Below are 26,149 nucleotides of genomic sequence, written 5' to 3' on the forward strand. Positions count from 1 at the left end.
AGGAACCATGGCACTTGGATTCACACCGGCGGTGGAAATTTACGGGACCAATGCCGCGCTGCTCAACGAGCGATTACTGGAGTGGGAACACACCGATGCCGCAGGCTTCGTCTCCGACCAGCTCAAGCTGACCCTCGACATCGAAGGGCTTGAGGGATTGCCCAGCCTGGGTGGGAGGATCGGCCTGCGGGTCGGTTACCTGGAGACCGGCCTGGAGGACAAGGGGCTCTTCAAGATTACCCAGCGCACCCCGTACCTGTTCCCCCTGCGCCTGGTGTTGGTGGCCACGGCGGCGCCGTTCGACCAGGACGAATTCAAACAGCGCCGCACAGCCAGCCATGGGCCGACCACCCTGGGCGCACTGTTCCGCCAACTGACCATACGTTATGGATTCTCACCCAGGGTCGCGGCGGATCTGGACGCTGAAAAGATCGCTCACATCGACCAGACCAACGAAAGCGACATGAGCTTTCTGACCCGGCTTGCCAAGCGTTTTGATGCGGTGGCCAAGCCTGTCGACGAGCTGTATGTGCTGGGCCGTAAAGGCCAGATCACCTCGCTGTCGGGCAAGCCGCTGCAAGAAGTGCGGCTGTCGGTCACTCGTGATAACCGTCCGGGCGACCGCGCGTTTATCAGCGCCAGTTTTACCGAGACCAGCCGGGCCAAGTTCGAAGGGGCCAAGGCGTCCTGGTGGGATGTCGCTACCTGCAAGAAACGTGAGGTGGAGGTGGGCGGTGCGCCGTTCAAAGTCCTTGCCCAGCGCTACCAGAGCGAAGACGAAGCCAGGACGGCGGCCGAAGGCGAGATGCGCCGGGTTAGCCGTGAAGGCCTGCAGATCAATGTGATATGCCCCGGCAACCCGGCGTTCCAGGCCGAAGGGCTGCTGGTGCTGGATGAAACCTGGCCCGGCTTCATGCAGGGGCGCTGGTCCATCGACACGCTGACGGCCGTCGGCAAACGCAAGGAAAGCTACCGATGCACGATCAAGGCGAACGGATTGTCGTCACCGCAATGACGTGCTCGATCGGTTCCTTCCACCCACCCGCTTCGGCGGGTTTTTTATTGCCTGGTGAGATGCCATGAAGATAACCCCTCTGGTCAGTCATCTTCGGGATCACTGCCCATCGTTCAACCAACACATCGGCGCCGGCCTCGACCTCGACGCGCTGCAAAACCTGCCAGTGCTCGACTCACCCCAGGCGGTCGTGACGCCGATCAGTGACAAGGCCAGCCCTAACGCTGCGCAAAACAGCAGTCGCCAACCCCTGCGCGAACATTTTGGCGTGGTGCTGGTGCTGGATTTGCCGGAGGGCCAGCAAGCCCAGGCGATGGACCAGCTGCATGCCTTGCGCGCCGAGGTCTGGCGGGCGCTGGTGGGCTACAGGCCCGAGGGGTTCTACGAGCCCATCCAGTACGACGCTGGCGAATGGCTGTTGCTCAGCAAGGTTCGCGGGTTGTACCGGCTGCGGTTTTTTCTCGAGAGCCAGTTGGGACGCAACCTCAGCACGCAGCCGGCGGAAACCTGGCTCGAGCTTGAACTGGACGCTTTGCCGTCCTTCAACGGGGTGACGGTGCGGGTCGATGCCATTGACCCAGCCGACCCCAACCTGCAACGCCCAGGCCCCGACGGGCGCCTGGAAATGACGTTTTCTGCCGAGGTAAAACCATGAGCAAACGCATCACCGTACTGCCGGTTTCCGGCCGTGCCGTACCTGACCCGGAGGCGGGCGATCTGTTGCCCGCCGAAGGCCGCGAAGTCCCGGACAACGCCTGGTGGCGTCGACGTCTGGCCGATGGCGACATCACAACCAAAGCCGTCAAGGCGGCAAAAACACAGGGAGCCAAGTAATGGCGATCGGATTCAGTCATATTCCGGCGGACATTCGTGTGCCGCTGTTCTACGCCGAGATGGACAATTCGGCGGCCAATAGTGCGTCGTCGGCCCTGCGCCGGCTGATCGTGGCCCAGGTCAACGACAACGTCACCAGCCCGGAAATCGGCAGCCTGGTGCTGGTATCGAGCGCGGCCATGGCCAAGCGTATCGGTGGCCAGGGTTCGATGCTGGCGTCGATGTACGAGACGTTCCGCAAGAGTGACCCGGTGGGCGAGATCTGGTGCCTGCCGCTGCACAGCACCGAAGGCAGCGCGGCCAAGGCCGAGCTCAAGCTGACCGGCGCCGCGACCCAAGGTGGCATTCTCAGCCTGTACGTCGGCGGCACCCGGGTTCAAGCGACCGTGATCAATGGTGCGACGGCTGCCGTGGCTGCCACCGCCCTGGCGCTGAAAATCAACGCCAGTGCCGACCTGCCGGTCAGTGCGGTAGCCGCCGATGGCACCGTCACCCTGACCGCCAAGTGGACCGGTGAGAGTGGCAACGACATCAGCCTGCAGCTCAACCGCCTGGGCCAGAGCAACGGCGAACAAACCCCCGACGGCCTGACCGCCGTGCTCGGCAAAATGGCGGCGGGCGCCGGTGTGCCGGACCAGCTCGCGGCATTGGCTGCGCTGGGCGACGAGCCGTTCGAGTTCATCTGCATGCCCTGGGCCGACACCACCAGCCTCAACGCCTGGCAAGCGGTGATGGATGACAACAGCGGTCGTTGGTCGTGGGCCAAGCAACTGTTCGGCCACGTCTACACCGCCAAGCGCGGCACTATCGGCACCCTGGTGGCGGCCGGGCAAGGGCGAAATGACCAGCACGTGACCATCCAGGCCATGGAGCCGGGCGTGCCGCAACCGTTCTGGGTCCAGGCCGCAGCATTGGCTGCACGCACGGCGGTGTTCATCTCTGCCGATGCCAGTCGTCCGACCCAAAGCGGTAGCTTGCCGGGCCTCGATCCGGCCGACGCGAGCGAGCGCTTCACTCTGACCGAGCGCCAATCGCTGCTCAACTACGGCATCGCCACCGCTTACTACGAAGGCGGTTACGTGCGCATTCAGCGGGCGATCACCACTTACCAGAAGAACGCGTTCGGCCAGGCGGACAATTCCTATCTGGACAGCGAAACCCTGCACCAGTCGGCCTTTATCGTGCGCCGCCTGCAGAGCGTGATCACCAGCAAGTACGGGCGCCACAAACTCGCTGCTGACGGCACGCGCTTTGGCGCCGGCCAGCCGATCGTCACCCCGAGCACTATCCGCGGTGAGCTGATTGCCCAGTACGCCAAGCTGGAACTGGAAGGTCATGTGGAGAACGCCGAGCTGTTCGCCGAGCACCTGATCGTCGAGCGCGACAGCCAGGACCCGAGCCGGGTCAACGTGCTGTTCCCGCCGGATTACGTCAACGGGCTGCGGGTGTTCGCGCTGCTCAACCAGTTCCGTTTGCAGTACGACGCGGCGGTGTAGGCCCCGCGCTTTTCGCAACTGATTCCAGCCCGCCGAGTGCGGGCTTATTTTTGGGAGAAACATCATGGGTCAACTGATTGCGGGCACCTGCTACGTCAAAGTGGACGGCGCTCAACTGACCATCAACGGCGGCTGCGAAGCACCGTTGATGGCCGTCAAGCGGGAAACCGTGGTGCCGGGTTTCTATAAGGAAACCGACATCACCCCATCTTTCAAAGTTACCGCGCTGCACACGCCGGACTTTCCAATGAAGCAACTGATCGCCGGCACCGACATGACCGTCACCTGCGAATTCAACAACGGCAAGGTCTACGTGCTGGCCGGTGCCTACCTGGTGGAAGAGCCGGTGGCCAAGGGCGACGATGCCGTGATCGAGCTGAAATTCGAAGGCATCAAGGGGACCTGGCAATGACCGATACGGTGAAGCTGCAAGCGGCCATCGAGGCCCACGGCGAGTCATTGACCGAACTCACCCTGCGCCGCCCGACGGTGCAGGAGGTGCGGGCAATCAAGGCGCTGCCATACAAGATCGACAAGGGCGAAGACGTGAGTCTGGACCTTGACGTCGCCGCCAAGTACATCGCCGTGTGCGCGGGTATCCCGCCGTCGTCGGTCAACCAGCTCGACCTGATGGACTTCAACGCGCTGAGCTGGGCCGTCGCTGGTTTTTTCATGAGTGCGGCGCAGGCTCCGTCGCCGAGCTGATTGCGGTGGCCTATGACCTGGCCTGGTTCTGGAAGGTTGATCCCGAACAGATGCTGGCCAGGCCTTTGGATACGCTCCGGGAATCCCTGGAGCATGCGCAACGGATCAATGCGATGCAGCAGGTGCAGTGATGGCAGAAGCTCAGAAAGTAGAAAGTACCGCCGTGCGCCTGACCGGCATCGACCAGCTGTCGCCCAAGCTTGCTGCGCTGCAGGCCATGGTTGGGCGCTTCAGGCAGAACCTGGAACAGACCGGTCTCGGCAAGCTGGATATCGCCGGTTTGGTGAAGGGTGGTGGGCTGGCAGCACCGTTTGTCAGCGGCATTAAATCGGCTTTGGCGTTCAGGGCTGAGGTCGGCGAGGTCAATGCCGTCGTGGGGCAGGGCGTTACCGAAACGGCGGCGCAAGGGCTGAAGGATTTCAACGCGTCGCTGGACAAGGTGTCGGTGGCGTTTGGTACTGCGCTGTTGCCGGCCGTCACGGCGGTGGTGGTCGGGTTGGAGCCGTTGCTGACGACGTTGGCCCAGGTGCTCACCGAAAATCCGCAACTGGTGCAGGGCCTGGCTGCCGGCGCAGTAGCGTTTACCGCTATGCAGGCGGCCGTCACCGGCGTGTCTCAGGCACTGGGCTTGATGCAGCTGGTGCTCAGCGCCAATCCGATAGTTTTGGTGGCTGTAGGCATTGCCGTGGCGGCAGGCTTGATCGTTGCCAACTGGAAGCCGATTTCGGCATTTTTTGTCGGGCTCGGCGAACGGGTGATGGCGGCGATTGGAACCTTGGGCGAGTTTTTCCAGACGGTCTTTGCGTTTCGTCCGCTGGAACAGGTGATGCGCTTGTGGGGGCCGATCACAGGCTTTTTTTCCGGGTTGTGGACGTCGCTGAAGGTAATGGCGCAGCCCTTGGTCGGCTTTTTCACCACACTGTTTTCCTGGTCGCCAATGGGTTTGATCGTCAACAACTGGACGCCGTTGAGCGGCTTTTTTGCGGCCCTCTGGGACTTGCTCAAGGCACTGAGTGTGCCGGTGGTCGAGTTCATGAAAAGCCTGTTCAGTTGGTCACCCCAAGGGCAAATCATTGCCAACTGGGGCGTGATCAGTGAGATGTTTGCGGCGATCTGGAGTGACTTCAAACTCACCGCGCTGGCGGCTTTTACCATCGTCAGCAGTTACTTCGATTGGTCGCCCCTGGACAAGGTTGCTGCCGTCTGGGGTAGCGTCAGCGGTGCATTCGCCTCGATCTGGCGCGATATCAAGTTGCAGGCCCAGGACGCCTTTGTAGTGTTGAGTGGCCTGTTCGACGACTGGCATCCGATGGAGCAACTTGAAGCCATGTGGGCACCGGTGCTGAGTTGGTTCACGGCGCTATCGGAGAAGCTTGCGGTGATCACCGCACCGATTCGCAAGCTGTTCAACGGTGGGCTGGGTGAGGTGATCAACCAGGCGACCGGCAGTGTGCTGGAGTTGACCACCGAGCAACAGGAACGTAATGCCGAAAGCGCGCGTAACCCATCCTGGTTCCGCAAGGGTCCTGGCTTGGTATCACCGCTGGCGTCCAGCTCCAGTTCGCTGCTGCAACAAACCGCTGCCAACAACCGCACGCAGCTCAACGGCGATTTGCGGGTGAGCTTCGACAATGCACCGGCCGGCCTGCGGGTCGACCAGCCCAGAACCAACCAGCCCGGCCTGAGCGTCACCCCACGTGTCGGCTACCGTTCCCTGTCCCTTGGAGGCTCCAATGAGCTGGCGTGATCGTTTGTTGCCGGCGTCGTTTCGTGGCGTCGGGTTTTGGGTTGACCAGGCGAAAGTCCCGGTCGGCAAGAAGGGCCAGTTGCACGAATACCCTCAGCGCGACCTGCCTTTTTTTGAAGGGCTGGGCCAACAGTCCAGGGTGCATGAGCTGACGGCATTTGTAGTGGGCGAGGATTGCCTGGAGCAACGCGACAAGTTGCTCAAGGCCCTGGAGGAGGGGGCCGGCGAGCTGGTGCACCCGTGGCTTGGACGGTTGCAGGTCAAGGTCGGCGAATGCGAGATGACCCAAACCCGCCAGGACGGCGGGCTGGTGACCTTTGCCCTGAAGTTCTATCCCGACGAACCTTTGAAGTTTCCCACTACGGCGGTCAATACCCGCCAGCTGTTGCTGGTGTCGGCCGACAGTTTGCTGGGTTCGGCGGTGCTGCGCTTTGAGCAGGCCGTCGCACTGGTGAAGCAGGCGCGGGTGGGCATCCAGGCGTTGCGCAATGGCCTGGCAGAGGTTTACCAGGTAATTGAGCAGCAATTTGCCCCACTGATTCAGTTGTATGGCGACCTGAATGCCTTGGTCAAAGCCATCAAGGAAGTGCCCAAGGAATTGAGCACCGAGTTCAAGGGCTTGCTCGGCGATTTGAAAGAGTTGAAGGCATTTGCCCGCAACGGCTATCGCGGCATGCTGGCCAACCTCTCGCAGCAGGTGGAAGCGGCTCGCACTATCGACGTGCCGAAGCTGACCACCGGCAAGGACAGCGTGGCGGCGGTGCAAGCCACTGCCAACCTGGTACAGGATGCGTTGTGGGTGAAGATCGCCCATTGGCTGGCGGACGTACCGGTGGCGACAAAAGCGGTGACCCTCAGTACCACGCCATCCGTGGCGCAACAGGCGGCACAGCCGGTGCAGCGCCGCGAAGTGCCGGTGGCCGACGATGTGCTGGTGCTGCGTGACCTTCTGAACGAAGCCATGTGGCAAGCCGCATTGAAGGCCGACGCCGGGCACTATGTTGCGCTGAACGACCTGCGCCAACAGATGTTCGCGCATCTGACGGCAGTGGCTTCGTCCGGTGTCCGGCTGGTCAATCTGACGCCGATGCGCAGCATGCCCGCCTTGCTGTTGGCCTATCAGCGGTTCGGTGACGCGACGCGAGTGGGCGAGGTGGTGCAGCGCAATCGGGTGGCCCACCCGGGCTTCCTGCCACCGGCGGACCTGCAAGTGGTCAGGGAGTAACCCATGAACGAGTTGGACAATGCCGTCACCCTGACCGTGGACGGCCTGGATTATGGCGGCTGGAAAAGCGTGGAAATCAGCGCCGACCTGGAGCGTCAATTTCGCACCTTCACCCTCAACATCACCTGGCAATGGCCCGGGCAAACCCTGGCGGCGCCGATCAAGCCCGGCGCCCGTTGCCAGGTACGCATCGGTTGCGACCTGGTGCTCACCGGCTTTGTGTTCAAGGCGCCCATCAGTTACGACGGCCGACAGATCAGCCTGAGTATTCAGGGCGGCTCAGTGACCCAGGACCTGGTGGACTGCGCAGCGATAAACCAGCCCGGCCAGTGGCGCGGGCAAAGTGTGCTGAGCATCGTCCGGGCGCTGACGGCCACCTATGGCGTGGAGGTGCACAGCGAGATTGCCGAAACCGCGCGCCTGCATACCCACAGCATCGTGCCCGGGGAGACGGTATTTCAATCCATCGACCGCTTGCTGACGTTGTATCGGGTGTTCTCCACCGACGATGCGGATGGGCGCCTGGTATTGGCATCGCCCGGTAGTGCAGGGCGTGCGAATGACAGCCTGGAGCTGGGCCAGAACATCCTTTCGGCTAACGCACCGATGGACTTCAGCTCGGTATTTTCCGAGTACCGCGTCATCGGCCAGCACAAGGGCGATGATCAGAAAAGTGCAGCGGCGGTCAGTGAGGTTTCAGGGATTTCCCGGGATGAAAAAGCCACGCGAAAACGCGTCACGGTGATCAGCGAACCGACGCAGTTGACCCCCGAGCTGGCCCAGCAACGCGCCGACTGGGAACGCGCCACCCGTACCGGAAAAGCCCTGACCACCACCTACACCGTGCAAGGCTGGCGGCAGTCCAACGGCGATTTGTGGCGCCACAACCTGTTGGTGCGGGTGATCGATCCGGTGCTGGGCTTTGACCAGGACATGCTGATCTCCAAGGTCACCTGGTCGCTCTCCGACCAAGGTTCGATCACCACGCTACAGGTGGCGCCGCCGTCCACCTTTGATGCCAATCCGTTGCCATCCGCTTAACCACCAAGGAATTTCCATGAGCTTACTGACTCGCCTGCTGGCGCGCGGCACTGTCGTGCTCGCCCACTCGGCCACCAAGCTGCAATCGCTGCAAATGCGCCTGACGGCAGGCGAAGTGAACGACGACATGGAGCACTTCGAACCCTACGGTTTTACCAGCAACCCTCTGGCGGGTGCTGAAGGCATCGCCACCTTCCTGGGCGGTGACCGCTCCCATGCCATCGTGCTGGTGGTGGCCGACCGTCGCTATCGCTTGCAGTCCCTGGCGCCGGGTGAAGTGGCGATCTATACCGACGAAGGCGACAAAGTTCATTTCAAGCGCGGGCGGGTAATCGACATTGAAACCGGTACCTTGAATATCCGCGCCAGCCAGGCGGTGAACATTGATACGCCGACCCTGACGCAGAGCGGCAAGATCATCTCCCAGGGCGACCAGATTGCCGGCGGCATCAGCCAGATCCAGCACGTGCATGTGGGCGTCCAGCCCGGCAGCGGTCAGTCCGGTGCGCCGGCGGGAGGCCAGTGATGTTTGTCTCCGACAACCTGAAAAAGGCGCTGACCCGCTCGGTGCTGATCAGCCTGTTCACCTGGCGCCGTGCCGCGCCGGATGACCCTGTTGACGATGACGAGCGCTTCGGCTGGTGGGGCGACAGTTTTCCCAGCGTGGCCGACGACCGTATCGGCTCAAGGTTGTGGTTGCTGCGCCGGGTCAAGCTGACCCGCCAGACGCAACTGGACGCCGAATTCTATGCCCGCGAGGCCCTGCAATGGCTGATCGACGACGGGCATTGCAGCGCCATCGAAGTCCTCAGTGAGCGCCTCGACGCCCAGCGGCTCAACCTGCGCACGCAGCTGACCCTGGCCGATGGCGAGCGCCTGGACATCAACCCTGATAACAGTTGGCAGGTGATCTATGCCGTTTGAAACCCCTTCGCTGCCGGTGCTGATCAAACGCACCCAAAGCGACCTGGCCAGCGATTCGCTGCGCCAGTCCGATGCCCAGGTCCTGGCGCGCACACTGAGTGGTGCGGCGTTCGGCCTGTACGGTTATCTCGATTGGATCGCTGAGCAGATCCTGCCGGATACCGCCGATGAATCCACCCTGGAACGCATCGCTGCGCTGCGTTTGAACCAGGCACGCAAGGCGGCGGTAGCCGCCAGTGGCACCGTGAGTTTTACCGCAGCGGCGGGCGCGGTGCTGGATGTGGACACGGTGCTGCAAGCCAGTGATGGTCGCAGCTTCAAAGTCACCGCTGCCGGTACCACCCATGCAGGCCTCAACACCGCCACGGTGCAGGCGATTGATGCCGGCACGCTGGGCAACGCTGATGCCGGGCTGAGCCTGATCGCGGTCCAGCCGCTGCAAGGTATTGGCTCGACCTTTACCGTGCTGGCGCCGGGGCTGACCGGTGGTGTGGCGCGAGAAACCCTGGAGTCGCTGCGGGCGCGGGTGATTCGTTCCTATCGCGTTATCCCCCAGGGCGGTTCGGCACAGGATTACGAGACCTGGTCCCTCGAAATGCCCGGTATTACCCGCGCATGGTGTCGCGGCAATTACCTGGGGCCGGGCACGGTGGGGGTGTTCGTGATGCGTGACGACGACCCGCAGCCGATCCCTAATGCAGCGCAGTTGGCGCAGGTTCAAGCCCATATCGAACCGCTGCGGCCAGTGACCGCTGATGTGTATGTGTTGGCGCCGGTGATGAAACCAGTGGCTTATCAACTGCGCTTGACCCCCGACACCAGCGCCGTGCGCGCGGCCGTCGAGGCCCAACTGCGAGACTTGCACAATCGCGAGGCGGGGCTGGGCGACAGCTTGTTGCTGACCCACATCGCCGAAGCCATCAGCACCGCCACCGGTGAGACCGATCACAAACTGACAAGCCCGCTGGCGGACGTTACGGCGGCGACAAACCAGTTACTGGTGTTTGGAGGTATCACATGGCTGGGATAAGGACGGCTGGCCAGTACGAGGAGCAACTGATCGCCCTGTTGCCCAGCGGGCCGGCCTGGGACCTGGAGACCATGCCGCAGTTGCAGACGGTGCTCAAAGGCATCGCCGAAGAACTTACGCGCATCGACGCCCGCGCCTGCGACCTGCAAAACGAAATGGACCCCGTGACCGTCAGCGAACTGGTGCCGGAGTGGGAAAGGGTGATGCAACTGCCCGACCCTTGCCTGGGCTTGAGCCCGCTGTACGACGACCGTCGCCTGGCGGTGCGTCGACGTCTGTTGGCGGTGGGCAGCCAGCGCGCCGCGTACTACATCGAAATCGCCCGCAGCCAGGGTTATCCCGACGCCAGTGTCACTGAACATCGCGCCCCGCGCATGGGCCGCTCACGGTTTGGCGCGGCGCATTTTGGCACCTGGCAGGCGCACTTCATGTGGACGCTCAACACCGGCGGCCGCCAGCACTTGGGGCGGCGGTTTGGGGCGAGTTATTGGGGAGAGCGGTTTGGCGTCAACCCGGGCAATGCCCTGGAGTGCCTGATTCATCGCAGCGCACCTGCTCATACGCAGGTGCACATCAATTATGACTAGAGGATAGAAGCGTGGATTATCCAAAGAGTGTGCCCAGCGTTGGGCTGGTGAATGGCAAGTTTGTGGATGAAAACCCGGTGACCGGGACGCCGGGGAGTTTGATTCCGGCGGCTTGGGGGAATGGGGTTACGCAGGAGATTTTGAATGTGCTGGCGGCGGCGGGGATTGCGCCGGATGAGACGAAGACCGATCAGCTGGCGCAAGCGTTGAGTGTGTTGAGTGATTGGTTGAAGTTGAGGAATAAGCCGACGACGTTGGCGGGGTATGGGATTACGGATGCTCTGGTGGTAGGCCGTACGTCCCAGCAGCGCCCAAGTCTTTCTTCCAGCATATTGGGTGAGATCGGCAATGGACAGGGGGGCGCACTGGAAATTCGTGAAGCGCAAGAAGTTTCTGATTCCACACGAGATTTCAACTATGCACCACGAATCATGTTCCATTGGGGCAAGATAATTGCTCGAGCACTCGCGATGAACGCGGACGGTGAGTTGCTCTGGAGTTCGAAGAAAATTTGGTCTGAGATCAACTTCAACCCTTCAACCAAAGCGGATAAGGCTACGACCCTTGCGGGCTATGGTGTGACAGATGCGCTGAGCATTGGTCAATACGGACTGGGTGGCAATGTTGCACCTGCTGCCGCGATTGATACCGTTGGGCTACCCGGCGGGTTTTACTATTACAGTGCCGGGAATACCAGTTTCGCCAACTACGTCGGATTGGTGAATATCCCTTACGGCGACGGAAATTACGCGGGGCAGATTGGTTTTCAGCAGGGGAACACAGAACCGGATGTCTACATCCGAGGCTGCTCTCAGGCTAAGGTCTGGAGCCCAACACGAAGGCTCTGGCACTCTGGAAATCTCGACCCAGCGTCGATGGGGGTTCCGGTCGGGACGACGATTCAGTATTGCGGTGCCTCGGCACCGGCTGGGTTTTTGAAAGAGAACGGTGCTGCGGTTTCTCGTACAGCCTATTCAAAGCTGTTTGACGTGATAGGGACGACGTTTGGCGCTGGTGACGGAAGCACTACGTTTAACCTGCCGGACAGCCGTGGTGAGTTCATCCGTGGCTTTGACGATGGACGCGGCGTGGACCCGCAACGCGGGCTGGGGTCGTTGCAACTGGATGCGATGCAAGGCCATTGGCACGGCCCTCGTCCTGGCACCACCCTGAACGGGAGCCCAGGCAACTGGAACGGCGTGGGCGGTGGTTCCAACGCATCGTTCAACATTGGCAGCACCGGTGACCCCGTAACCAACGGCGTCAATGGTGTTCCACGCACCGCCAACGAAACGCGTCCGCGCAACACTTCCCGTCTTATGTGCATCAAGTACTGAGGTCAATCATGACTACTTCTGCCCCTGTTATTTATCAGGCACACCCGGTGACGGGCGAATACATCGGAACGGCTTTTGCTGACCCCGATCCACTTGTCGAGGGGGCCTGGCTTATTCCCTCCATGGCTTTCAGTGAAGCCCCGCCTGTAACTGAGCCCGGCTTTGCTGCGGTTCACGTTAAAGATGCTCAAGCTATCTGGAACCTGGTTCCGGACCTGCGCGGCCTTGTGTATCGAACGGATACCGGCGAGGAGATCCAATGGCAGCAGTTAGGTGAGTTGCCGTTGGAACTTACCTCGCTGAAACGCCCCGGGTCAGATCACGTTTGGGATGGCTCGTCCTGGCATCTCGATGAAAAGCTGAGGAACACGAACGAATGTGAATCCGAACGACTCTGGCGGGATTCGGAAATCGACAGTATCAAGTGGCTTCGCGAGCGCCATCGGGATGAGTCCGATCTGAAGCGAGATACCACGCTGACAGAAGGACAATTTGCGCAACTGCTGGCTTATTTCCAACTGCTGCGTGATTGGCCGCAGAACTCGAAGTTTCCAGCCTCCGAATTTCGGCCGGTTAAACCGGACTGGATGGTTGGCCTTGTACAATAGTGTGGTGCTCGTGAGTTCGGAGGTTTTTTCATGCCGATAACCCAGAATGATCTTGTGCAAATCATGCCCAACGCCCGCGCCCAAGCGGGCGTTTTCGTATCTGCGCTGAACACAGCCATGTCCAACCGCCAAATCAGCACACCCAAACGCATCGCCGCCTTCCTCGCCCAAATCGGCCACGAATCCGGCGAACTGCGCTACGTACGTGAATTGGGCAGCGATCAATACCTGAGCAAATACGACACCGGTACCTTGGCCGCCCGCCTGGGCAACTCCCCAGAAGCCGACGGCGATGGCCAGAAGTATCGCGGCCGCGGCCTGATCCAGATCACCGGCCGGCGCAACTACCTGGCGTGCAGTCAGGCACTGTTCGGCGATGAGCGTTTGTTGCACCAACCGGAGTTGCTGGAGACGCCGCAATGGGCGTGCGAATCTGCCGCGTGGTTCTGGCAGCGCAATGGCTTGAACGAGCTGGCTGACCAGGACCAGTTCACCACGATCACCCGGCGCATCAATGGTGGCCTCAACGGTCTGGAGAACCGTATGCAACTGTGGGCGCGGGCGAAGGCGGTGTCATGGGCTTCCTGACGTCGTATCGCCTGCTTGGGTTTTGCCTGTTGTTCGCAGTTTCGGCGGGTGTTGCCTGGCAGGTACAGGCTTGGCGATATGGCGCACAACTCGAGCACCTGCAGGCTCTGCATGCCGCAGCACTCAGCCAGCAACAACAGGCCGAACAGGACAAACGGCTGGCACTGGAGCAACAACTCAGCGCCAGCGACCAACAACACACCCGGGAGCTTTCCGATGCACAACGCGCTCAGGCTCACCTGCGGGATCGCCTGGCCACTGCTGATGTGCGGTTGTCAGTCCTTCTCGACGCCAGCGATTCAGTCAGCGGCTGTGCAATGCCAGCCACCGCCCCCTCCGGCAGCCTGGTTCATGGCGCCCCGCGAGCCCGACTTGACCCGGCGCATGCTCAACGAATTATCGGCATCACCGACGACGGTGATAACGCCATGATCGCCTTGCGCGCCTGCCAGGCGTATGTCCGGGCCGTCGCGCGTTAGTCTCTTGTAACTTGCATGGCCCATGGGCTCCTGTAGGGTAGGCAAACGCCCGTCCACTCCAGGAGATGACCGTGAAGGAAATTACTCAACTCGCCGCTGAACTTGGTCGACGCTTGCAGGTGCTCAATGCCCACGTCACAACGGCCGAGTCGTGCACCGGCGGCGGTATCGCCGAGGCGATCACGCGGATTCCCGGGAGTTCGGCCTGGTTCGAGGCGGGCTATGTCACGTATTCCAATCGCCAGAAGACCCGGCAGCTGAATGTGCCGGAAGCGCTGTTCCCCAAGGTCGGGGCCGTCAGTCGCGAAGTGGTGGAGGCGATGGTGCGGGGTGCCCAGGAGAAAAGCCTGGCGCGTTTTGCCGTAGCGGTCAGCGGTGTGGCCGGCCCCGATGGCGGTTCGCCGGACAAGCCGGTGGGCACCGTATGGCTGGCCTGGGGCGTGGGCGATGAGGTTACCGCCGAGCTTGAACACTTCCCTGGGAACCGTGACGAGGTTCGCCGACAAACGGTAAAGGCCGCGCTAGAGGGCTTGTTGCGACGAGCTGCAGCAGAAATAGAAAAACAGGGGTAGGCGATCACGGATCTTTGTGGAACAATACTGTCTACTTATACAGGTGTTGGCCGCCAGGCCTTATTGATTACGTGAGGACTTTAATGGACGACAACAAGAAGAAAGCCTTGGCTGCGGCCCTGGGTCAGATCGAACGTCAATTCGGCAAGGGTGCCGTAATGCGTATGGGCGATCACGACCGTCAGGCGATCCCGGCTATCTCCACTGGCTCTCTGGGTCTGGACATCGCGCTCGGCATTGGCGGCCTGCCAAAAGGCCGTATCGTTGAGATCTACGGTCCTGAATCTTCCGGTAAAACCACCCTGACCCTGTCGGTGATTGCCCAGGCACAAAAAATGGGCGCCACCTGCGCGTTCGTCGATGCCGAGCACGCCCTGGATCCTGAATACGCCGGCAAGCTGGGCGTCAACGTTGACGACCTGCTGGTTTCGCAACCGGACACCGGTGAGCAAGCGCTGGAAATCACCGACATGCTGGTGCGCTCCAACGCCATCGACGTGATCGTGGTCGACTCCGTGGCAGCCCTGGTACCCAAGGCTGAAATCGAAGGCGAAATGGGCGACATGCACGTGGGCCTTCAAGCCCGCTTGATGTCCCAGGCCCTGCGTAAAATCACCGGTAACATCAAGAACGCCAACTGCCTGGTGATCTTCATCAACCAGATCCGGATGAAGATCGGCGTGATGTTCGGCAGCCCGGAAACCACCACCGGTGGTAACGCGCTGAAGTTCTACGCTTCGGTCCGTCTGGACATCCGTCGTACTGGCGCGGTGAAGGAAGGTGACGAGGTTGTCGGTAGCGAAACCCGCGTTAAAGTCGTGAAGAACAAGGTGGCCCCGCCGTTCCGTCAGGCCGAGTTCCAGATTCTCTACGGCAAGGGTATCTACCTGAACGGCGAGATGATCGACCTGGGCGTGCTGCACGGTTTCGTCGAGAAATCCGGTGCCTGGTATGCCTACAACGGCAGCAAGATCGGCCAGGGCAAGGCCAACTCGGCCAAGTTCCTTGCGGATAACCCGGATGTTGCCGCTACGCTCGAGAAGCAGATCCGCGACAAGTTGCTGACCCCGGCACCTGACGTCAAGGCTGCCGCCAACCGCGAGCCGGTTGAAGAAGTAGAAGAAGTCGACACTGACATCTGAAGCAAACGATGAGCGTTGTCCTGGATACACCCGTCGCCGTAAGGCGCACTGCAATGGACCTGCTCGCACGTCGCGAGCATGGTCGAGTCGAGCTGACGCGTAAGCTGCGTCAGCGTGGCGCAGATCCCGAGATGATCGACGCAGCCCTTGACCGTTTGACGGAAGAAGGGCTGCTGTCGGAGTCCCGTTACCTCGAAAGTTTCGTCTCCTACCGAGCCCGATCCGGCTATGGCCCTGCACGAATTCGTGAAGAGCTGAGCCAGCGTGGCCTGCAGCGGGCTGATATCGAACTCGCGTTGCGTGAGTGCGGCATCAGTTGGCAGGCACAACTGGAAGAAACCTGGCGGCGCAAGTTTGCCGGTCATCTGCCCATTGATGCGCGTGAGCGGGCTAAGCAAGGTCGCTTCCTGAGTTATCGCGGGTTTTCGATGGAGATGATCAGTCGCCTGTTGAGCGGTCGGGATATGGATGACTGAAGGCTGCGCCTGGTAAATGGTTGCTCTGATCATTGCGGGGCTTGGTGTGGCGAGGGAGCTTGCTCCCGCTGGGCTGCGCAGCGGCCCTAACCTGCGCATCGTTCTACCTGACACAACCCAAAAGGCCCGCTATGAAAATAGCGGGCCTTTTTTCGTTTCAGTGTCACGTCACGCCGTCTCCGTCACCCGCTGCTGCGTTTTCCCCTGAGCCTGGGCCCAGTTTTCCGGCAAGTTGATGTAATCCACCAATTCCCGCAACCGTCCCTGATCACGCCCGTTGAAGTTGAACACCAGCCGCGTCAGATGGCTGAAGCTTGGCTCGTCATGCTCTTCGCCGGTGTACGCGATTTGTTGGAAGTCGTCACTGAGGCGAAGACTGGCAAATGCCTCCTGCAGATGGGCCAGTGCGCGGTCACTCAACGGATGATTCATGCGAATCACAAACTGGCGCTTCAGCCAGCGGGTGGAGTGGAAGTTGGCGTAGAACTGGTTGATTTCGTCCACCGCCTCTTCGGCGCTGTACACCAGGCGGACCAGCTTGAGGTCGGTGGGCAGGATGTAGCGATTGGCCTCAAGCTGGCTGCGGATAAAGTCCAGTGCGCCTTGCCAGAAGCTACCGCCCGGTGCATCCAGCAGCACCACCGGTACCAGCGGGCTTTTGCCGGTCTGGATCAGGGTCAGCACCTCCAGCGCTTCATCCAGGGTACCGAAACCGCCCGGGCACAGGATCAAGGCGTCGGCTTCCTTGACGAAGAACAGCTTGCGGGTAAAGAAGAAGTGGAAGGACAGCAGGTTCTCGGTGCCATCGATGGTCGGGTTGGCGTGCTGTTCAAAGGGCAGGGTGATGTTGAACCCCAGGCTGTGCTCCAGGCCGGCACCCTCGTGGGCCGCCGCCATGATGCCGCCGCCACCGCCGGTGATCACCATCAGGTCCGAACGGGCCAGGACCGCGCCCACTTCCCGGGCCAATGCGTACAGCGGGCTTTCCACCGGCGTGCGCGCCGAGCCGAACACCGTGACTTTGCGCCGCCCCTTGAACTGTTCGAGCACGCGGAAGGCGTGGTCCAGTTCCCGGATCGCCTGCAAGGTTATCTTGGCATTCCAGCGGCTGCGGTCGTCCTGGGCCATGCGCAACACGGTGAAGATCATGTCGCGATAAAGGGGGATATTTGGGCTGTTGGGCGCAATCAAGTGGAGTTGCGCGTCGACCTGCTGCGTGAGGTCGGTGCCGTTTTCTTCAAATTGACGGATCAGGAGTTCATTCGGTTCGTAAGGCATTCAACTTCTCCTTCTTCACAGAACCCTGGGTGCCGGCGAGAGATTCGTCGGGACCACGACACTGCATGTGTCGTTGCCTCTGATTAACGAGGTGGGCGAAACCGGTTCTGTATATTCCTTATGATTAAAAACCTTTGCATTGCACGCTCAGGAGGGCAACCCTCTTTTGCCCTGAAAATGTTACAGGACGGTGTGAAAACCCGATGTTCCAGGCGTTCAGGATGAATTGATCATGAGCCTATAAAGTCTTGGCTGGCAACCGCTTATTGATCACTTCTGAGGGAGTTTAGACGCTGCCGCGGACGGGCAATGGCGGATAGTGCAGAGGGGTATATTGCGCGCCGCTGGTCAGCGGCGCGCGACAGGAGTTATCGCTTACTTTTTCTTCTTCGCGGCAGCCGGTGCCGGGCAATCTGCTTCCTGGAACTTCACCGAGGCTACCGGGCGGTTGGTTTTGTTCTCGGTGATTTCATAGCGCATGATCGCGCCCTTGGCCATCAGCTCGCGGTAACCCTTGTTCAGGCACACACTTTGGCCGAGCTGGAAGTACACAGCCTTGGGGTTGGCGCGCATTTGCTCGGCGCGGTCGGGCAGTACGCTCAAATGGTCAATCAGCTGCAAGCCTTCAACGGTGTAGGCAACTTCCAGGGTCTTTTCGTCAATTTCCCGTGGCAGTTCTTTGTTGGTTTCCTCTGCGACGCTTTGCAGCTTCCTGTTCAGTTGAGCCTCCAGCAACGAGGCCGCTTGGGCACCCAGAGGCAACACCAGCGCGAGGGCGACGGACGGAACTACAAGGCGTGGCATAAGACGCAGCATGAAACTCTCCTGATTCGGTTACTGGTGCATAGACCAGCCACTGCGCTGTGCGTTCAGTGGCGCGGGATTATAGGTGACCGCTTGCCCCTAGGGCCAGCCTATTGCCGGGAAGTGCAGGTGGCCGGGGGCGGCTCTGGTAAACTGCGGTAACTTTTGCCTTCCGAGTTCTATCCGTGTCGATTTCCACTTCCCTGCGGCGCACCCGATGAGCCATGCCGTCTCCCGTTTGCGCACGCAGCGCCTGGCCCGTGCCGTAAAACCGTTTGTAGCGCGAGGCTCGCGGGCCGAACGCTGCCCCGGCTGCCGGGTGATTCCCGAGTACTGCCTGTGCGCCTGGCGGCCCAAGGTCCAGGCCAGATCCGGCATGTGCCTGCTGATGCACGACGTAGAGCCGATGAAACCCAGCAACACCGGCTGGCTGATTGCCGATGTGATCAACGACACGACTGCGTTCCCCTGGTCGCGCACTGAGGTTGAGCCGGAGTTGCTGACCCTGCTGGCCGACCCGCAATGGCAGCCATACATCGTCTTTCCCGGCGAATTCGTGGCCCCGGAGCGGGTGGTCCATCAGGTCAGGCTGGAGGAGGGCAAGCGCCCGCTGTTCATTTTGCTGGACGGCACCTGGAGCGAGGCGCGCAAGATGTTCCGCAAGAGCCCGTACCTGGAGCACTTGCCGGTGCTGAGCCTGGCGCCCGAGCAACTGTCGCGCTACAAGCTGCGTCGCTCCAAGCGTGATGACCACTTCTGCACCGCCGAAGTCGCCGCGCTGTGCCTGGAGCTGGCTGAAGATGCCGCAGCCAGTGAAGTCCTGGATGCCTATCTGGACGTATTCAGCACTCACTACCTGGCCGCCAAGTTTCAACTGGCGCTGGACCCGGCCGATGTCGTCCATACTCGCCTTGCACCTTATCTATAGGTGTCATGGCCAGCCGACCTTTGCATGATGGCCGCGCAAACGCGCAGCCCGCTAAAATAGCCACGGGCGTAGCGCTTGACCACCCAGGCTACGCTGGGCATGCTTGGCGCCGATTGGGGCGCTGTCACAGATTGGATACGTCGCTTTTTGACGTTGAGCGCGCCCTTTGGTGACTGCTGGCCTGGCAGCCACCTTGCGCGTTGGCGAGCACTGAACCCATCAGTGCCGCCCTAAAAAACAGGATCATTTAATAAATGGCCACATACGAAATCCTGATTGCCGATGACCACCCGCTGTTTCGCAGTGCGCTGCACCAGGCGGTCACGTTGGGCCTGGGGCCGGATGTACGCCTCGTCGAAGTCGCCAGCATTGCCGAGCTGGAAACCCGCCTTACCGAAAAGTCCGACTGGGACCTGGTCCTGCTGGACCTGAACATGCCGGGTGCCTACGGTTTTTCCGGGCTGGTGCTGCTGCGTGGGCAATACCCGCAGATACCGGTGGTGATGGTATCGGCCCAGGAAGAGGCGTCGGTGGTGGTGCGCTCCAAGGAGTTCGGTGCCAGTGGTTTCATTCCCAAGTCCAGCTCCATGGAAGACATCCAGAAAGCCGTGCGCACGGTGCTGGATGGCGATGTCTCCTGGCCGCCGCAGGCCTTTGAAGAGATCAACGTCTCCGACGAAGCCAAGGCCGCACGTGATGGCCTGGCCAGCCTCACGCCCCAGCAGTTCCGCGTATTGACCATGGTCTGCGAAGGTCTATTGAACAAACAGATTGCCTACGAGCTGAGCGTGTCGGAAGCGACCATCAAGGCTCACGTCACGGCGATCTTCCGCAAGCTCGGCGTACGTACGCGAACCCAGGCGGCGCTGCTCTTGCAACAACTTGAGTCAATTTCGCAGCATTAAGACGCTGTTCATTCACGTTTTTTTGACTTTGCTTGCTCTAGTTTCCCCACACCTTTTTGCTCAGTTGCCTACTCTATGTCGCCTTTCAAGGGTCAAACCGGTATCAAACGTATTTTCAACGCAGGCGGATATTCCCTGGATGGCCTGCGTGCGGCTTTCACCGGCGAGGCGGCGTTTCGTCAGCTGGTGTTGCTCAATGTCATCCTGATCCCGCTGAGTTTCTTCCTTAACGTCAGCCGGGTAGAGCGGGCGCTGCTGATCGCCGTGTGCCTGCTGGCATTGATCGTCGAGTTGCTCAACTCCGCCGTCGAAGCGGCGATCGACCGGATTTCCCTGGACCTGCACCCCTTGTCGAAAAATGCCAAGGACATGGGCAGCGCCGCGCAGTTCGTAGCGCTGACCATGATTACCCTGGTGTGGGCCGTGATCCTGATCTAGGCAATGGTCGGCAGTACAATCTCGTCGCTGCGCTGCACCCCGGCGGTGAACGACCGGCACAGCTCGAGGAATTCGCGCATGGCCGAGGTCTGGTACTTTTGCTTGTGCCAGATGAAATAGAACTGCCGGGCCAGGTCCAGGTCCGGGGTTTCCACCGGTACCAGGCTGCCACGCCGGAAGGCGTCGCGCAGCGCCAGCCGGGAAATGCAGCCAATCCCCAAGCCTGATTCCACCGCGCGTTTGATTGCCTCGGTGTGTTCCAGCTCCAGGCGGATATTCAGCGCGCTGCGGTGATGCCGCATGGCCTGGTCAAAGGTCAGGCGTGTTCCAGAGCCTTGTTCCCGCAGGATCCAGGCTTCATGGGTCAGCTCTTCCATGGTCGCCTGGCCGCGCTTGGCCAAGTGATGCTGGGGTGCGCAGAACACCACCAGTTCATCTTCCACCCAGGTTTGCACCTCGATGTCCGGGTGGCTGCAGTCGCCTTCGATTAGACCCAGATCAATTTCGTAGTGCGCCACCTGATGCACGATATGCGCAGTGTTCTGCACATGCAGCTTCACCTGGCTCTCGGGATGCTGCTGCATGAAGCTGCCGATCAGCAGCGTGGCCAGGTAGTTGCCGATGGTCAGCGTGGCCCCGACCGCCAGGGAGCCGAAGCCCGACTTGCCGTTGAGCAGGTCCTCAATCTCCTTGGCCTGGTCCAGCAGTGCTACCGCCTGGGGCAATAGCTGGTGACCGAGGGCGTTGAGGCTCAGGCGTTTGCCCGCGCGGTCGAACAATTGGCAGCTGGATTGCCGCTCCAGCTCGGTAATCGACGTGCTGGCGGCGGATTGAGATAAGGCCAGAAGGCCAGCAGCGCGCGAGACGCTTTCCTGCTGGGCGACGGCGACGAAGACTTGCAGTTGACGTAGAGTAAATCGCATATCGATATAACCGATAACCCTTATCTTAATAATCCAGTTAACAGATATTGTCGCCGCCATTAGAATGCTGTGCAATTGCGCATCCATCATTTGGCGCAGACCCATTTCCAGGAGTCCCCCGTACATGAGCAACATGAACCACGAGCGTGTCCTCAGTGTTCATCACTGGAACGACACTCTGTTCAGCTTCAAGTGCACCCGCGATCCGGGCCTGCGCTTCGAGAACGGTCAGTTCGTGATGATCGGCCTGCAACAGCCCAACGGCCGCCCGCTCATGCGCGCTTACTCGATTGCCAGCCCGAACTGGGAAGAGCATCTGGAGTTCTTCAGCATCAAGGTGCCTGATGGCCCGCTGACTTCCCAATTGCAGCACTTGAAGGAAGGCGACGAGATCATCATCAGCAAAAAACCGACGGGCACCCTGGTGCTTGACGATTTGAAGCCGGGCAAGCACCTGTACCTGCTCAGCACCGGCACTGGCCTGGCGCCGTTCATGAGCGTGATCCAGGACCCGGAAACCTACGAGCGTTTCGAAAAAGTGATCCTGTGCCACGGCGTGCGTTACGTCAACGAAGTCGCCTACCGCGAATTCATCACCGAGCACCTACCGCAGAACGAGTTCTTCGGCGAGGCCCTGCGTGACAAGTTGATCTACTACCCGACCGTGACCCGTGAGCCGTTCGAAAACGAGGGCCGCCTGACCGACCTGATGCGCAGCGGCAAGCTGTTCAGTGACATCGGCCTGCCGCCGATCAATCCTGAAGACGACCGCGCCATGCTGTGCGGCAGCCCAAGCATGCTGGATGAAACCAGCGAAGTGCTCAACAGCTTCGGTTTGAAGGTTTCCCCGCGTATGCGTGAGCCGGGCGACTACCTGATCGAGCGTGCGTTCGTCGAGAAATAAGCGCGACGCAAAAAAATGTGGGAGCGGGCTTGCTCGCGAAAGCGGTGTAACAGTCACCAGATGTATTGACTGATCCACCGCTTTCGCGAGCAAGCCCGCTCCCACATTTGTTTCCGGTTTACCCGGCCGACACGACTTCCAGCACACAAATCATCCCGGCTTCGGGATAGTGCCAGCGCACATCAACATCCCAGAACTGCGCCCCGTATTCCCGCTCCGGCCCCGGCGTCTGGTACGCCGGCCGTGGATCCTGCGCCAGGCACTGCTCGATCAACGCCACCAATGGCTCGCCAAGGCGCTGAGCGTGGCCTTCTGCCTGTTGCAGCGCAGTCTTCAGCCACTGCACGGGAATCAGCTGTGGCGCAGCGCTGGCGATGTTGTTGGTCGCAGTGTCAACTATGTCTGCGTACGGCACGTACGGCTTGATGTCGAGAATCGGTGTGCCATCCAGCAGGTCGATCCCGGATATCCACAGGCGTCCATCTTCCACCTTGTCCAGCTTGACCACTGACTGGCCGATGCCGTTGGGCCGGTGCGTCGCGCGGGTGGCGAACACGCCCATGGACGTGTTGCCACCCAGGCGAGGCGGGCGCACTTTCAGGCGGGGCTTGTCTTCCAGCGCCTGGTGGAACAGGAACAGCAGCCACACATGGCTGACCTGTTCCAAACCCTGCACCGCCTCACCCTGGTCGAATGGCGCCACCAACTCCAGCACGCCCCGGGCGGCAGGCGCCAGTTGTGGCTGGCGCGGGATGGCGAACTTCTCCTTGAAGCAGGAGCGGACAAAACCGATGGGCGAGACGCTGTAGTTCACGGGCTTAGGCGCGAACGCGCAGGGTCAGGCCCTTGAGGAAGTTGCGCAACAGCTGGTCACCACAGGTGCGGTAGTTGGTGTGGCCGAACTTGCGGAACAGTGCGCTCAGCTCAGGCTTGGACACCGGGAACTCGGAGGCCTTGAGGATTGCGTGCATGTCGTCTTCCTTCAGTTCGAAGGCCACGCGCAGTTTCTTCAGGACGATGTTGTTGGTCACCGGCAGTTCGATCGGCTGCGGTGGACGGCTCTCGTCCTTGCCGCGCTTGAAGATCACCAGGCCATCGAGGAAATGCGCCATGACTTCGTCCGGGCAGAACACGAAGCCTTCTTCCTCGTCTTTCTTGAGGTAGGTCAGCAGGTCGTCCTTGGTGACTTCCATGCCGCCGAGCTTGATGATCTCGACCATCTTGTTGTCGCTGATGTCGAGCATGTAGCGCACGCTGCGCAGTACGTCGTTGTGAATCATGGTGGGCAATCCTGGTCATTCAACTGTGGACACCGCCCAGGCAGGCGGTATCGAGAGATTCGGCGGCGAAAAAAGTCTTAGAACTTTTCTTTGCCGGACAGATAGCGCCATTGGCCTACCGGCACTTTGCCGATGGAGACTCCGCCAATGCGGATGCGTCGAATGGCGACGACTTTCAGGCCGACGGCTTCGCAGAACAAGGAAATCACACCCGGTTGCGGGTTTTTCAGCGCAAAGCGCAGGCGGTTCTCGTTCTGCCAGCTGGCTTTCACCGCCGGCAATTCCTTACCTTTGTAGGTCAGGCCATGGTTGAGGCGGTTCAGGCCGTGGGCGGCCATGTCGCCGGACACCTCCACCACGTATTCCTGTTCGATCTTGTTCGCGTCAGCGGTCAGCTTGCGCAAAATCTTCCAGTCCTGGGTGAACACCAGCAGGCCGCTGGCCTTGGCTTGCAGGTCACTGCTGGCGGTCAGGCGCAGGAAGTGGCCCTTGAGCGGGCGCTTGCTGAAGCGGTGTTCTTCCGACAGGGTCTCGGCGTTGATCGACGCCATGGCTGTCTCGGCATCCACGCCGGCGGGGGCGTGGAACAGGATGGTCACCGGCTCCGGCGCTGTGGCCTTGGCCTCAGGGTCAAGCTCGACCTTCTGGGTGGTGACCTTGAACTGCGGCTCGTCGATCACTTCGCCGTCCACCGTGACCCAGCCGCCTTCGATGAACAGCTCAGCCTCCCGACGGGAGCAACCGACCAGTTCGATGAGGCGTTTGGAGAGGCGTAGGGGTTCAGTCATGACAAGGGCCGAAACAAAAGGGGGCGGCTATTGTACCTGTGTGGCGCCGGTTAATCCCGGCTCCATTTCATTTAGCCGCGACGCGCCTGTGGCTGGGCCTGGCGCAAACGCATGTGCAGCAACGGATAAGGCTGGCCCATGCCGTCATGGTCCGTGCGTCCGATCACCTCAAAGCCTTGCTTGAAGTAAAAGCCCAGGGCCTGCGGGTTCTGTTCGTTGACGTCCAGTTGATCGGCATTCATCGACTCGATGGCATAGCGCAGCAATTGCCGGCCCAGGCCCTGGCCACGGTGCTCGGGGTCGATAAACAGCATCTCGACCTTGCCCGCGGCCACCCCGGCAAACCCGGTGATGCGCTGGCGCGAGTCCTTGGTGCAGATCAGCATCACCGCGTCGAGGTAGCGGGTCAGCACCAGGTTTTTCAGCAACTCGATGTAACTGTCCGGCAGGAAGTCATGGGTGGCCCGCACCGAAGCCTCCCAGATGCGGGTCAGTTCCTGATAGTCGCTGGATTTGGGTGTATGGATAACCGAATGCTGACGCATGCCCGCTGCCCCTTGCCGATGATTGGCGCCGATGGGCAAAACGATAGACCTAAAAAAGCCCCGCATCTTGTCCAGAGGCAGGGCTTTTTCAATTCTTTACACCTTATGCGCGTTTTTCAGCCCACAGGTCGTACTCGTCGGCGTCGGTCACGGTGCACCAGACCTTGTCGCCCGGCTTCAGGCCGCTGGCATCGTCGATGAACACGTTACCGTCGATTTCCGGTGCATCGAAGAAGCAGCGGCCTACAGCGCCTTGCTCGTCGACTTCGTCGATCAGTACTTCGATCTCACGGCCGATGCGCAGTTGCAGGCGCGCCGAGCTGATGGCCTGCTGGTGCGCCATGAAGCGCTCCCAACGGTCCTGCTTGACGTCGTCCGGCACGATGGCAGCGTCCAGCAGGTTGGCCGGAGCACCTTCCACCGGCGAGTACTGGAAGCAGCCGACGCGGTCCAGCTGGGCCTCGGTCAGCCAGTCCAGCAGGTACTGGAAGTCTTCTTCGGTTTCGCCGGGGAAGCCGACGATGAAGGTGGAGCGGATGATCAGGTCCGGGCAGATCTCGCGCCAGTTCTTGATGCGCGCCAGGGTCTTGTCTTCGAAGGCCGGGCGTTTCATGGCCTTGAGGATTTTCGGGCTGGCGTGCTGGAATGGGATGTCCAGGTACGGCAGGATCTTGCCGGCGGCCATCAGCGGGATCAACTCGTCAACGTGCGGGTACGGGTAAACGTAGTGCAGGCGCACCCATACGCCGAGGCTGCTCAGGGCTTCGCAGAGTTCGGTCATGCGGGTTTTCACCGGCGCGCCGTTCCAGAAGCCAGTGCGGTATTTGACGTCGACGCCGTAGGCGCTGGTGTCCTGGGAGATCACCAGCAGCTCTTTCACGCCGGATTTGACCAGGCGCTGGGCCTCGTCCAGCACGTCGCCTACCGGGCGGCTCACCAGTTTGCCGCGCATCGACGGGATGATGCAGAAGCTGCAGCTGTGGTTGCAGCCTTCGGAAATCTTCAGGTAGGCGTAGTGGCGCGGCGTCAGCTTGATGCCTTGCGGCGGCACCAGGTCGATCAACGGGTTGTGGTCCTGGCGCGGCGGCACTACGTCGTGCACGGCGTTGACCACTTGCTCGTACTGCTGCGGGCCGGTCACGGCCAGCACGCTCGGGTGCACGTTGCGGATGGCGCCTTCTTCCACACCCATGCAGCCGGTGACGATCACCTTGCCGTTTTCCTTGATGGCTTCGCCGATCACTTCCAGGGACTCGGCCTTGGCTGAGTCGATGAAGCCGCAGGTGTTGACCACCACCACGTCCGCGTCCTGGTAGGTGGACACGACGTCATAGCCTTCCATGCGCAGTTGCGTAAGGATGCGTTCGGAGTCGACCAGAGCCTTTGGGCAACCCAGGGATACAAAGCCGACCTTGGGGTTGGCTTTTGCGATGGTGGTGGACATGTCTAACCTCGGTATTGAATGACGCCGCCCGTCGTGCACGAAAGGTGGCGGATGGGCACTTGGTGTGCCTCTGATCAAAAAGTGCGCAATTCTAGCGACGGGAATC

Annotated in this window: 33 protein-coding genes; 25 read left to right on the forward strand and 8 right to left on the reverse strand. The window is 60.9% G+C overall.

What is annotated here, in order from left to right; genetic code table 11:
* Positions 1-7 precede the first annotated feature (7 nt).
* The 21 genes from HX815_RS23095 to recX all read left to right on the forward strand — a co-directional run bounded on the left by HX815_RS23095 (position 8) and on the right by recX (position 15,806).
* Positions 8-1,015 carry a phage late control D family protein gene (locus HX815_RS23095; RefSeq protein ID WP_177028946.1) on the forward strand — a complete coding sequence of 336 codons (1,008 nt, stop codon included), beginning with the start codon at positions 8-10 and terminating at the stop codon, positions 1,013-1,015.
* 64 nt (positions 1,016-1,079) lie between these two features.
* Positions 1,080-1,670, forward strand: coding sequence for a hypothetical protein (locus HX815_RS23100; protein ID WP_177022718.1), 591 nt, complete (start codon positions 1,080-1,082; stop codon positions 1,668-1,670).
* On the forward strand, positions 1,667-1,849 hold the full coding sequence (locus HX815_RS23105) for a DUF2635 domain-containing protein (RefSeq protein ID WP_087695298.1): 183 nt from the start codon (positions 1,667-1,669) through the stop codon (positions 1,847-1,849). Before HX815_RS23100 ends, HX815_RS23105 begins: the two co-directional genes overlap by 4 nt.
* On the forward strand, positions 1,849-3,345 hold the full coding sequence (locus tag HX815_RS23110; protein ID WP_102369828.1) for a phage tail sheath subtilisin-like domain-containing protein: 1,497 nt from the start codon (positions 1,849-1,851) through the stop codon (positions 3,343-3,345). The genes HX815_RS23105 and HX815_RS23110 overlap by 1 nt, the downstream gene beginning before the upstream one ends.
* 64 nt (positions 3,346-3,409) lie before the next feature.
* Complete coding sequence (locus HX815_RS23115; RefSeq protein WP_177022720.1) at positions 3,410-3,757, forward strand: phage tail tube protein; 348 nt, start codon at positions 3,410-3,412, stop codon at positions 3,755-3,757.
* Entirely contained in the window at positions 3,754-4,050 is a 297-nt protein-coding gene (locus HX815_RS23120) for a phage tail assembly protein (protein ID WP_102369827.1), read from the forward strand. The genes HX815_RS23115 and HX815_RS23120 overlap by 4 nt, the downstream gene beginning before the upstream one ends.
* Positions 4,051-4,055: 5 nt before the next feature.
* Positions 4,056-4,181: a hypothetical protein gene (locus tag HX815_RS31750; protein WP_010170085.1), complete on the forward strand. Its 126-nt coding sequence runs from the start codon at positions 4,056-4,058 to the stop codon at positions 4,179-4,181.
* Complete coding sequence (locus HX815_RS23125) at positions 4,181-5,797, forward strand: hypothetical protein (protein WP_177028947.1); 1,617 nt, start codon at positions 4,181-4,183, stop codon at positions 5,795-5,797. Before HX815_RS31750 ends, HX815_RS23125 begins: the two co-directional genes overlap by 1 nt.
* A complete protein-coding gene (locus HX815_RS23130) occupies positions 5,784-7,022 on the forward strand; it encodes a DNA circularization protein (RefSeq protein WP_177028948.1) in 1,239 nt (412 codons plus the stop codon). Before HX815_RS23125 ends, HX815_RS23130 begins: the two co-directional genes overlap by 14 nt.
* A 3-nt stretch (positions 7,023-7,025) precedes the next feature.
* Positions 7,026-8,063 (forward strand): phage baseplate assembly protein, encoded by a 1,038-nt coding sequence (locus tag HX815_RS23135; protein ID WP_177028949.1) that lies wholly within the window; start codon positions 7,026-7,028, stop codon positions 8,061-8,063.
* Positions 8,064-8,079: 16 nt separating this feature from the next.
* Positions 8,080-8,589 (forward strand): phage baseplate assembly protein V, encoded by a 510-nt coding sequence (locus tag HX815_RS23140; RefSeq protein WP_177028950.1) that lies wholly within the window; start codon positions 8,080-8,082, stop codon positions 8,587-8,589.
* Entirely contained in the window at positions 8,589-8,987 is a 399-nt protein-coding gene (locus HX815_RS23145) for a phage GP46 family protein (protein WP_087695304.1), read from the forward strand. Before HX815_RS23140 ends, HX815_RS23145 begins: the two co-directional genes overlap by 1 nt.
* Positions 8,977-10,017: a baseplate J/gp47 family protein gene (locus HX815_RS23150; protein ID WP_177028951.1), complete on the forward strand. Its 1,041-nt coding sequence runs from the start codon at positions 8,977-8,979 to the stop codon at positions 10,015-10,017. Before HX815_RS23145 ends, HX815_RS23150 begins: the two co-directional genes overlap by 11 nt.
* Positions 10,005-10,604 (forward strand): YmfQ family protein, encoded by a 600-nt coding sequence (locus HX815_RS23155; RefSeq protein WP_087695306.1) that lies wholly within the window; start codon positions 10,005-10,007, stop codon positions 10,602-10,604. Before HX815_RS23150 ends, HX815_RS23155 begins: the two co-directional genes overlap by 13 nt.
* An 11-nt stretch (positions 10,605-10,615) precedes the next feature.
* Positions 10,616-11,941 carry a tail fiber protein gene (locus HX815_RS23160; RefSeq protein ID WP_087695307.1) on the forward strand — a complete coding sequence of 442 codons (1,326 nt, stop codon included), beginning with the start codon at positions 10,616-10,618 and terminating at the stop codon, positions 11,939-11,941.
* A gap of 8 nt (positions 11,942-11,949) precedes the next feature.
* Positions 11,950-12,549, forward strand: coding sequence for a phage tail assembly chaperone (locus tag HX815_RS23165; protein ID WP_177019272.1), 600 nt, complete (start codon positions 11,950-11,952; stop codon positions 12,547-12,549).
* A 30-nt stretch (positions 12,550-12,579) separates the two neighbouring features.
* Positions 12,580-13,137 carry a glycoside hydrolase family 19 protein gene (locus HX815_RS23170; protein WP_177028952.1) on the forward strand — a complete coding sequence of 186 codons (558 nt, stop codon included), beginning with the start codon at positions 12,580-12,582 and terminating at the stop codon, positions 13,135-13,137.
* Positions 13,125-13,616 (forward strand): lysis system i-spanin subunit Rz, encoded by a 492-nt coding sequence (locus HX815_RS23175; protein WP_177028953.1) that lies wholly within the window; start codon positions 13,125-13,127, stop codon positions 13,614-13,616. The genes HX815_RS23170 and HX815_RS23175 overlap by 13 nt, the downstream gene beginning before the upstream one ends.
* A gap of 71 nt (positions 13,617-13,687) precedes the next feature.
* Positions 13,688-14,188: a CinA family protein gene (locus tag HX815_RS23180; protein ID WP_102370300.1), complete on the forward strand. Its 501-nt coding sequence runs from the start codon at positions 13,688-13,690 to the stop codon at positions 14,186-14,188.
* 83 nt (positions 14,189-14,271) lie between these two features.
* Entirely contained in the window at positions 14,272-15,330 is a 1,059-nt protein-coding gene (recA, locus tag HX815_RS23185) for a recombinase RecA (RefSeq protein ID WP_003208645.1), read from the forward strand.
* A gap of 8 nt (positions 15,331-15,338) precedes the next feature.
* A complete protein-coding gene (gene recX, locus HX815_RS23190; RefSeq protein ID WP_003208644.1) occupies positions 15,339-15,806 on the forward strand; it encodes a recombination regulator RecX in 468 nt (155 codons plus the stop codon).
* Between the two features lie 168 nt (positions 15,807-15,974).
* On the opposite strand, the gene HX815_RS23195 is transcribed toward recX, so the two are convergent.
* Both HX815_RS23195 and HX815_RS23200 read right to left on the reverse strand, forming a co-directional pair.
* Positions 15,975-17,084, reverse strand: a complete 1,110-nt coding sequence (locus HX815_RS23195) for a TIGR00730 family Rossman fold protein (RefSeq protein WP_087695311.1) — start codon at positions 17,082-17,084, stop codon at positions 15,975-15,977.
* Between the two features lie 375 nt (positions 17,085-17,459).
* Entirely contained in the window at positions 17,460-17,900 is a 441-nt protein-coding gene (locus tag HX815_RS23200; RefSeq protein WP_003208640.1) for a PA3611 family quorum-sensing-regulated virulence factor, read from the reverse strand.
* 205 nt (positions 17,901-18,105) lie between these two features.
* Between HX815_RS23200 and HX815_RS23205 the strand changes: the two genes are divergently transcribed.
* From HX815_RS23205 to HX815_RS23215, 3 genes are all read left to right on the forward strand, one after another.
* Positions 18,106-18,816 (forward strand): tRNA-uridine aminocarboxypropyltransferase, encoded by a 711-nt coding sequence (locus tag HX815_RS23205; protein ID WP_003208638.1) that lies wholly within the window; start codon positions 18,106-18,108, stop codon positions 18,814-18,816.
* A gap of 254 nt (positions 18,817-19,070) precedes the next feature.
* Positions 19,071-19,721 (forward strand): response regulator transcription factor ErdR, encoded by a 651-nt coding sequence (gene erdR, locus HX815_RS23210; protein ID WP_003208636.1) that lies wholly within the window; start codon positions 19,071-19,073, stop codon positions 19,719-19,721.
* A gap of 75 nt (positions 19,722-19,796) precedes the next feature.
* A complete protein-coding gene (locus HX815_RS23215) occupies positions 19,797-20,159 on the forward strand; it encodes a diacylglycerol kinase (protein ID WP_003208635.1) in 363 nt (120 codons plus the stop codon).
* On the opposite strand, the gene HX815_RS23220 is transcribed toward HX815_RS23215, so the two are convergent.
* The gene (locus tag HX815_RS23220) at positions 20,156-21,082 is read right to left on the reverse strand and encodes a LysR family transcriptional regulator (protein WP_003208633.1); all 927 of its coding nucleotides are present in this window, start codon (positions 21,080-21,082) and stop codon (positions 20,156-20,158) included. The two genes, HX815_RS23215 and HX815_RS23220, sit on opposite strands and share 4 nt — an antisense overlap.
* Before the next feature lie 124 nt (positions 21,083-21,206).
* Between HX815_RS23220 and fpr the strand changes: the two genes are divergently transcribed.
* A complete protein-coding gene (gene fpr, locus HX815_RS23225; RefSeq protein ID WP_003189055.1) occupies positions 21,207-21,986 on the forward strand; it encodes a ferredoxin-NADP reductase in 780 nt (259 codons plus the stop codon).
* Positions 21,987-22,104: 118 nt separating this feature from the next.
* Here fpr and tsaA read toward each other — a convergent pair whose 3' ends face one another.
* From tsaA to rimO, 5 genes are all read right to left on the reverse strand, one after another.
* Complete coding sequence (tsaA, locus tag HX815_RS23230) at positions 22,105-22,800, reverse strand: tRNA (N6-threonylcarbamoyladenosine(37)-N6)-methyltransferase TrmO (RefSeq protein ID WP_102604876.1); 696 nt, start codon at positions 22,798-22,800, stop codon at positions 22,105-22,107.
* A 4-nt stretch (positions 22,801-22,804) separates the two neighbouring features.
* The gene (locus HX815_RS23235; protein WP_003208629.1) at positions 22,805-23,266 is read right to left on the reverse strand and encodes a DUF1456 family protein; all 462 of its coding nucleotides are present in this window, start codon (positions 23,264-23,266) and stop codon (positions 22,805-22,807) included.
* Positions 23,267-23,343: 77 nt separating this feature from the next.
* Complete coding sequence (locus HX815_RS23240; RefSeq protein ID WP_177028954.1) at positions 23,344-24,054, reverse strand: rRNA pseudouridine synthase; 711 nt, start codon at positions 24,052-24,054, stop codon at positions 23,344-23,346.
* 71 nt (positions 24,055-24,125) lie between these two features.
* Positions 24,126-24,599, reverse strand: a complete 474-nt coding sequence (locus HX815_RS23245) for a GNAT family N-acetyltransferase (protein WP_003208626.1) — start codon at positions 24,597-24,599, stop codon at positions 24,126-24,128.
* A gap of 103 nt (positions 24,600-24,702) precedes the next feature.
* On the reverse strand, positions 24,703-26,043 hold the full coding sequence (rimO, locus tag HX815_RS23250) for a 30S ribosomal protein S12 methylthiotransferase RimO (RefSeq protein ID WP_003208624.1): 1,341 nt from the start codon (positions 26,041-26,043) through the stop codon (positions 24,703-24,705).
* Between the last annotated feature and the right edge of the window lie 106 nt (positions 26,044-26,149).

It is taken from the genome of Pseudomonas sp. E6002 (genome assembly GCF_013385565.1).
Lineage (GTDB): Bacteria > Pseudomonadota > Gammaproteobacteria > Pseudomonadales > Pseudomonadaceae > Aquipseudomonas.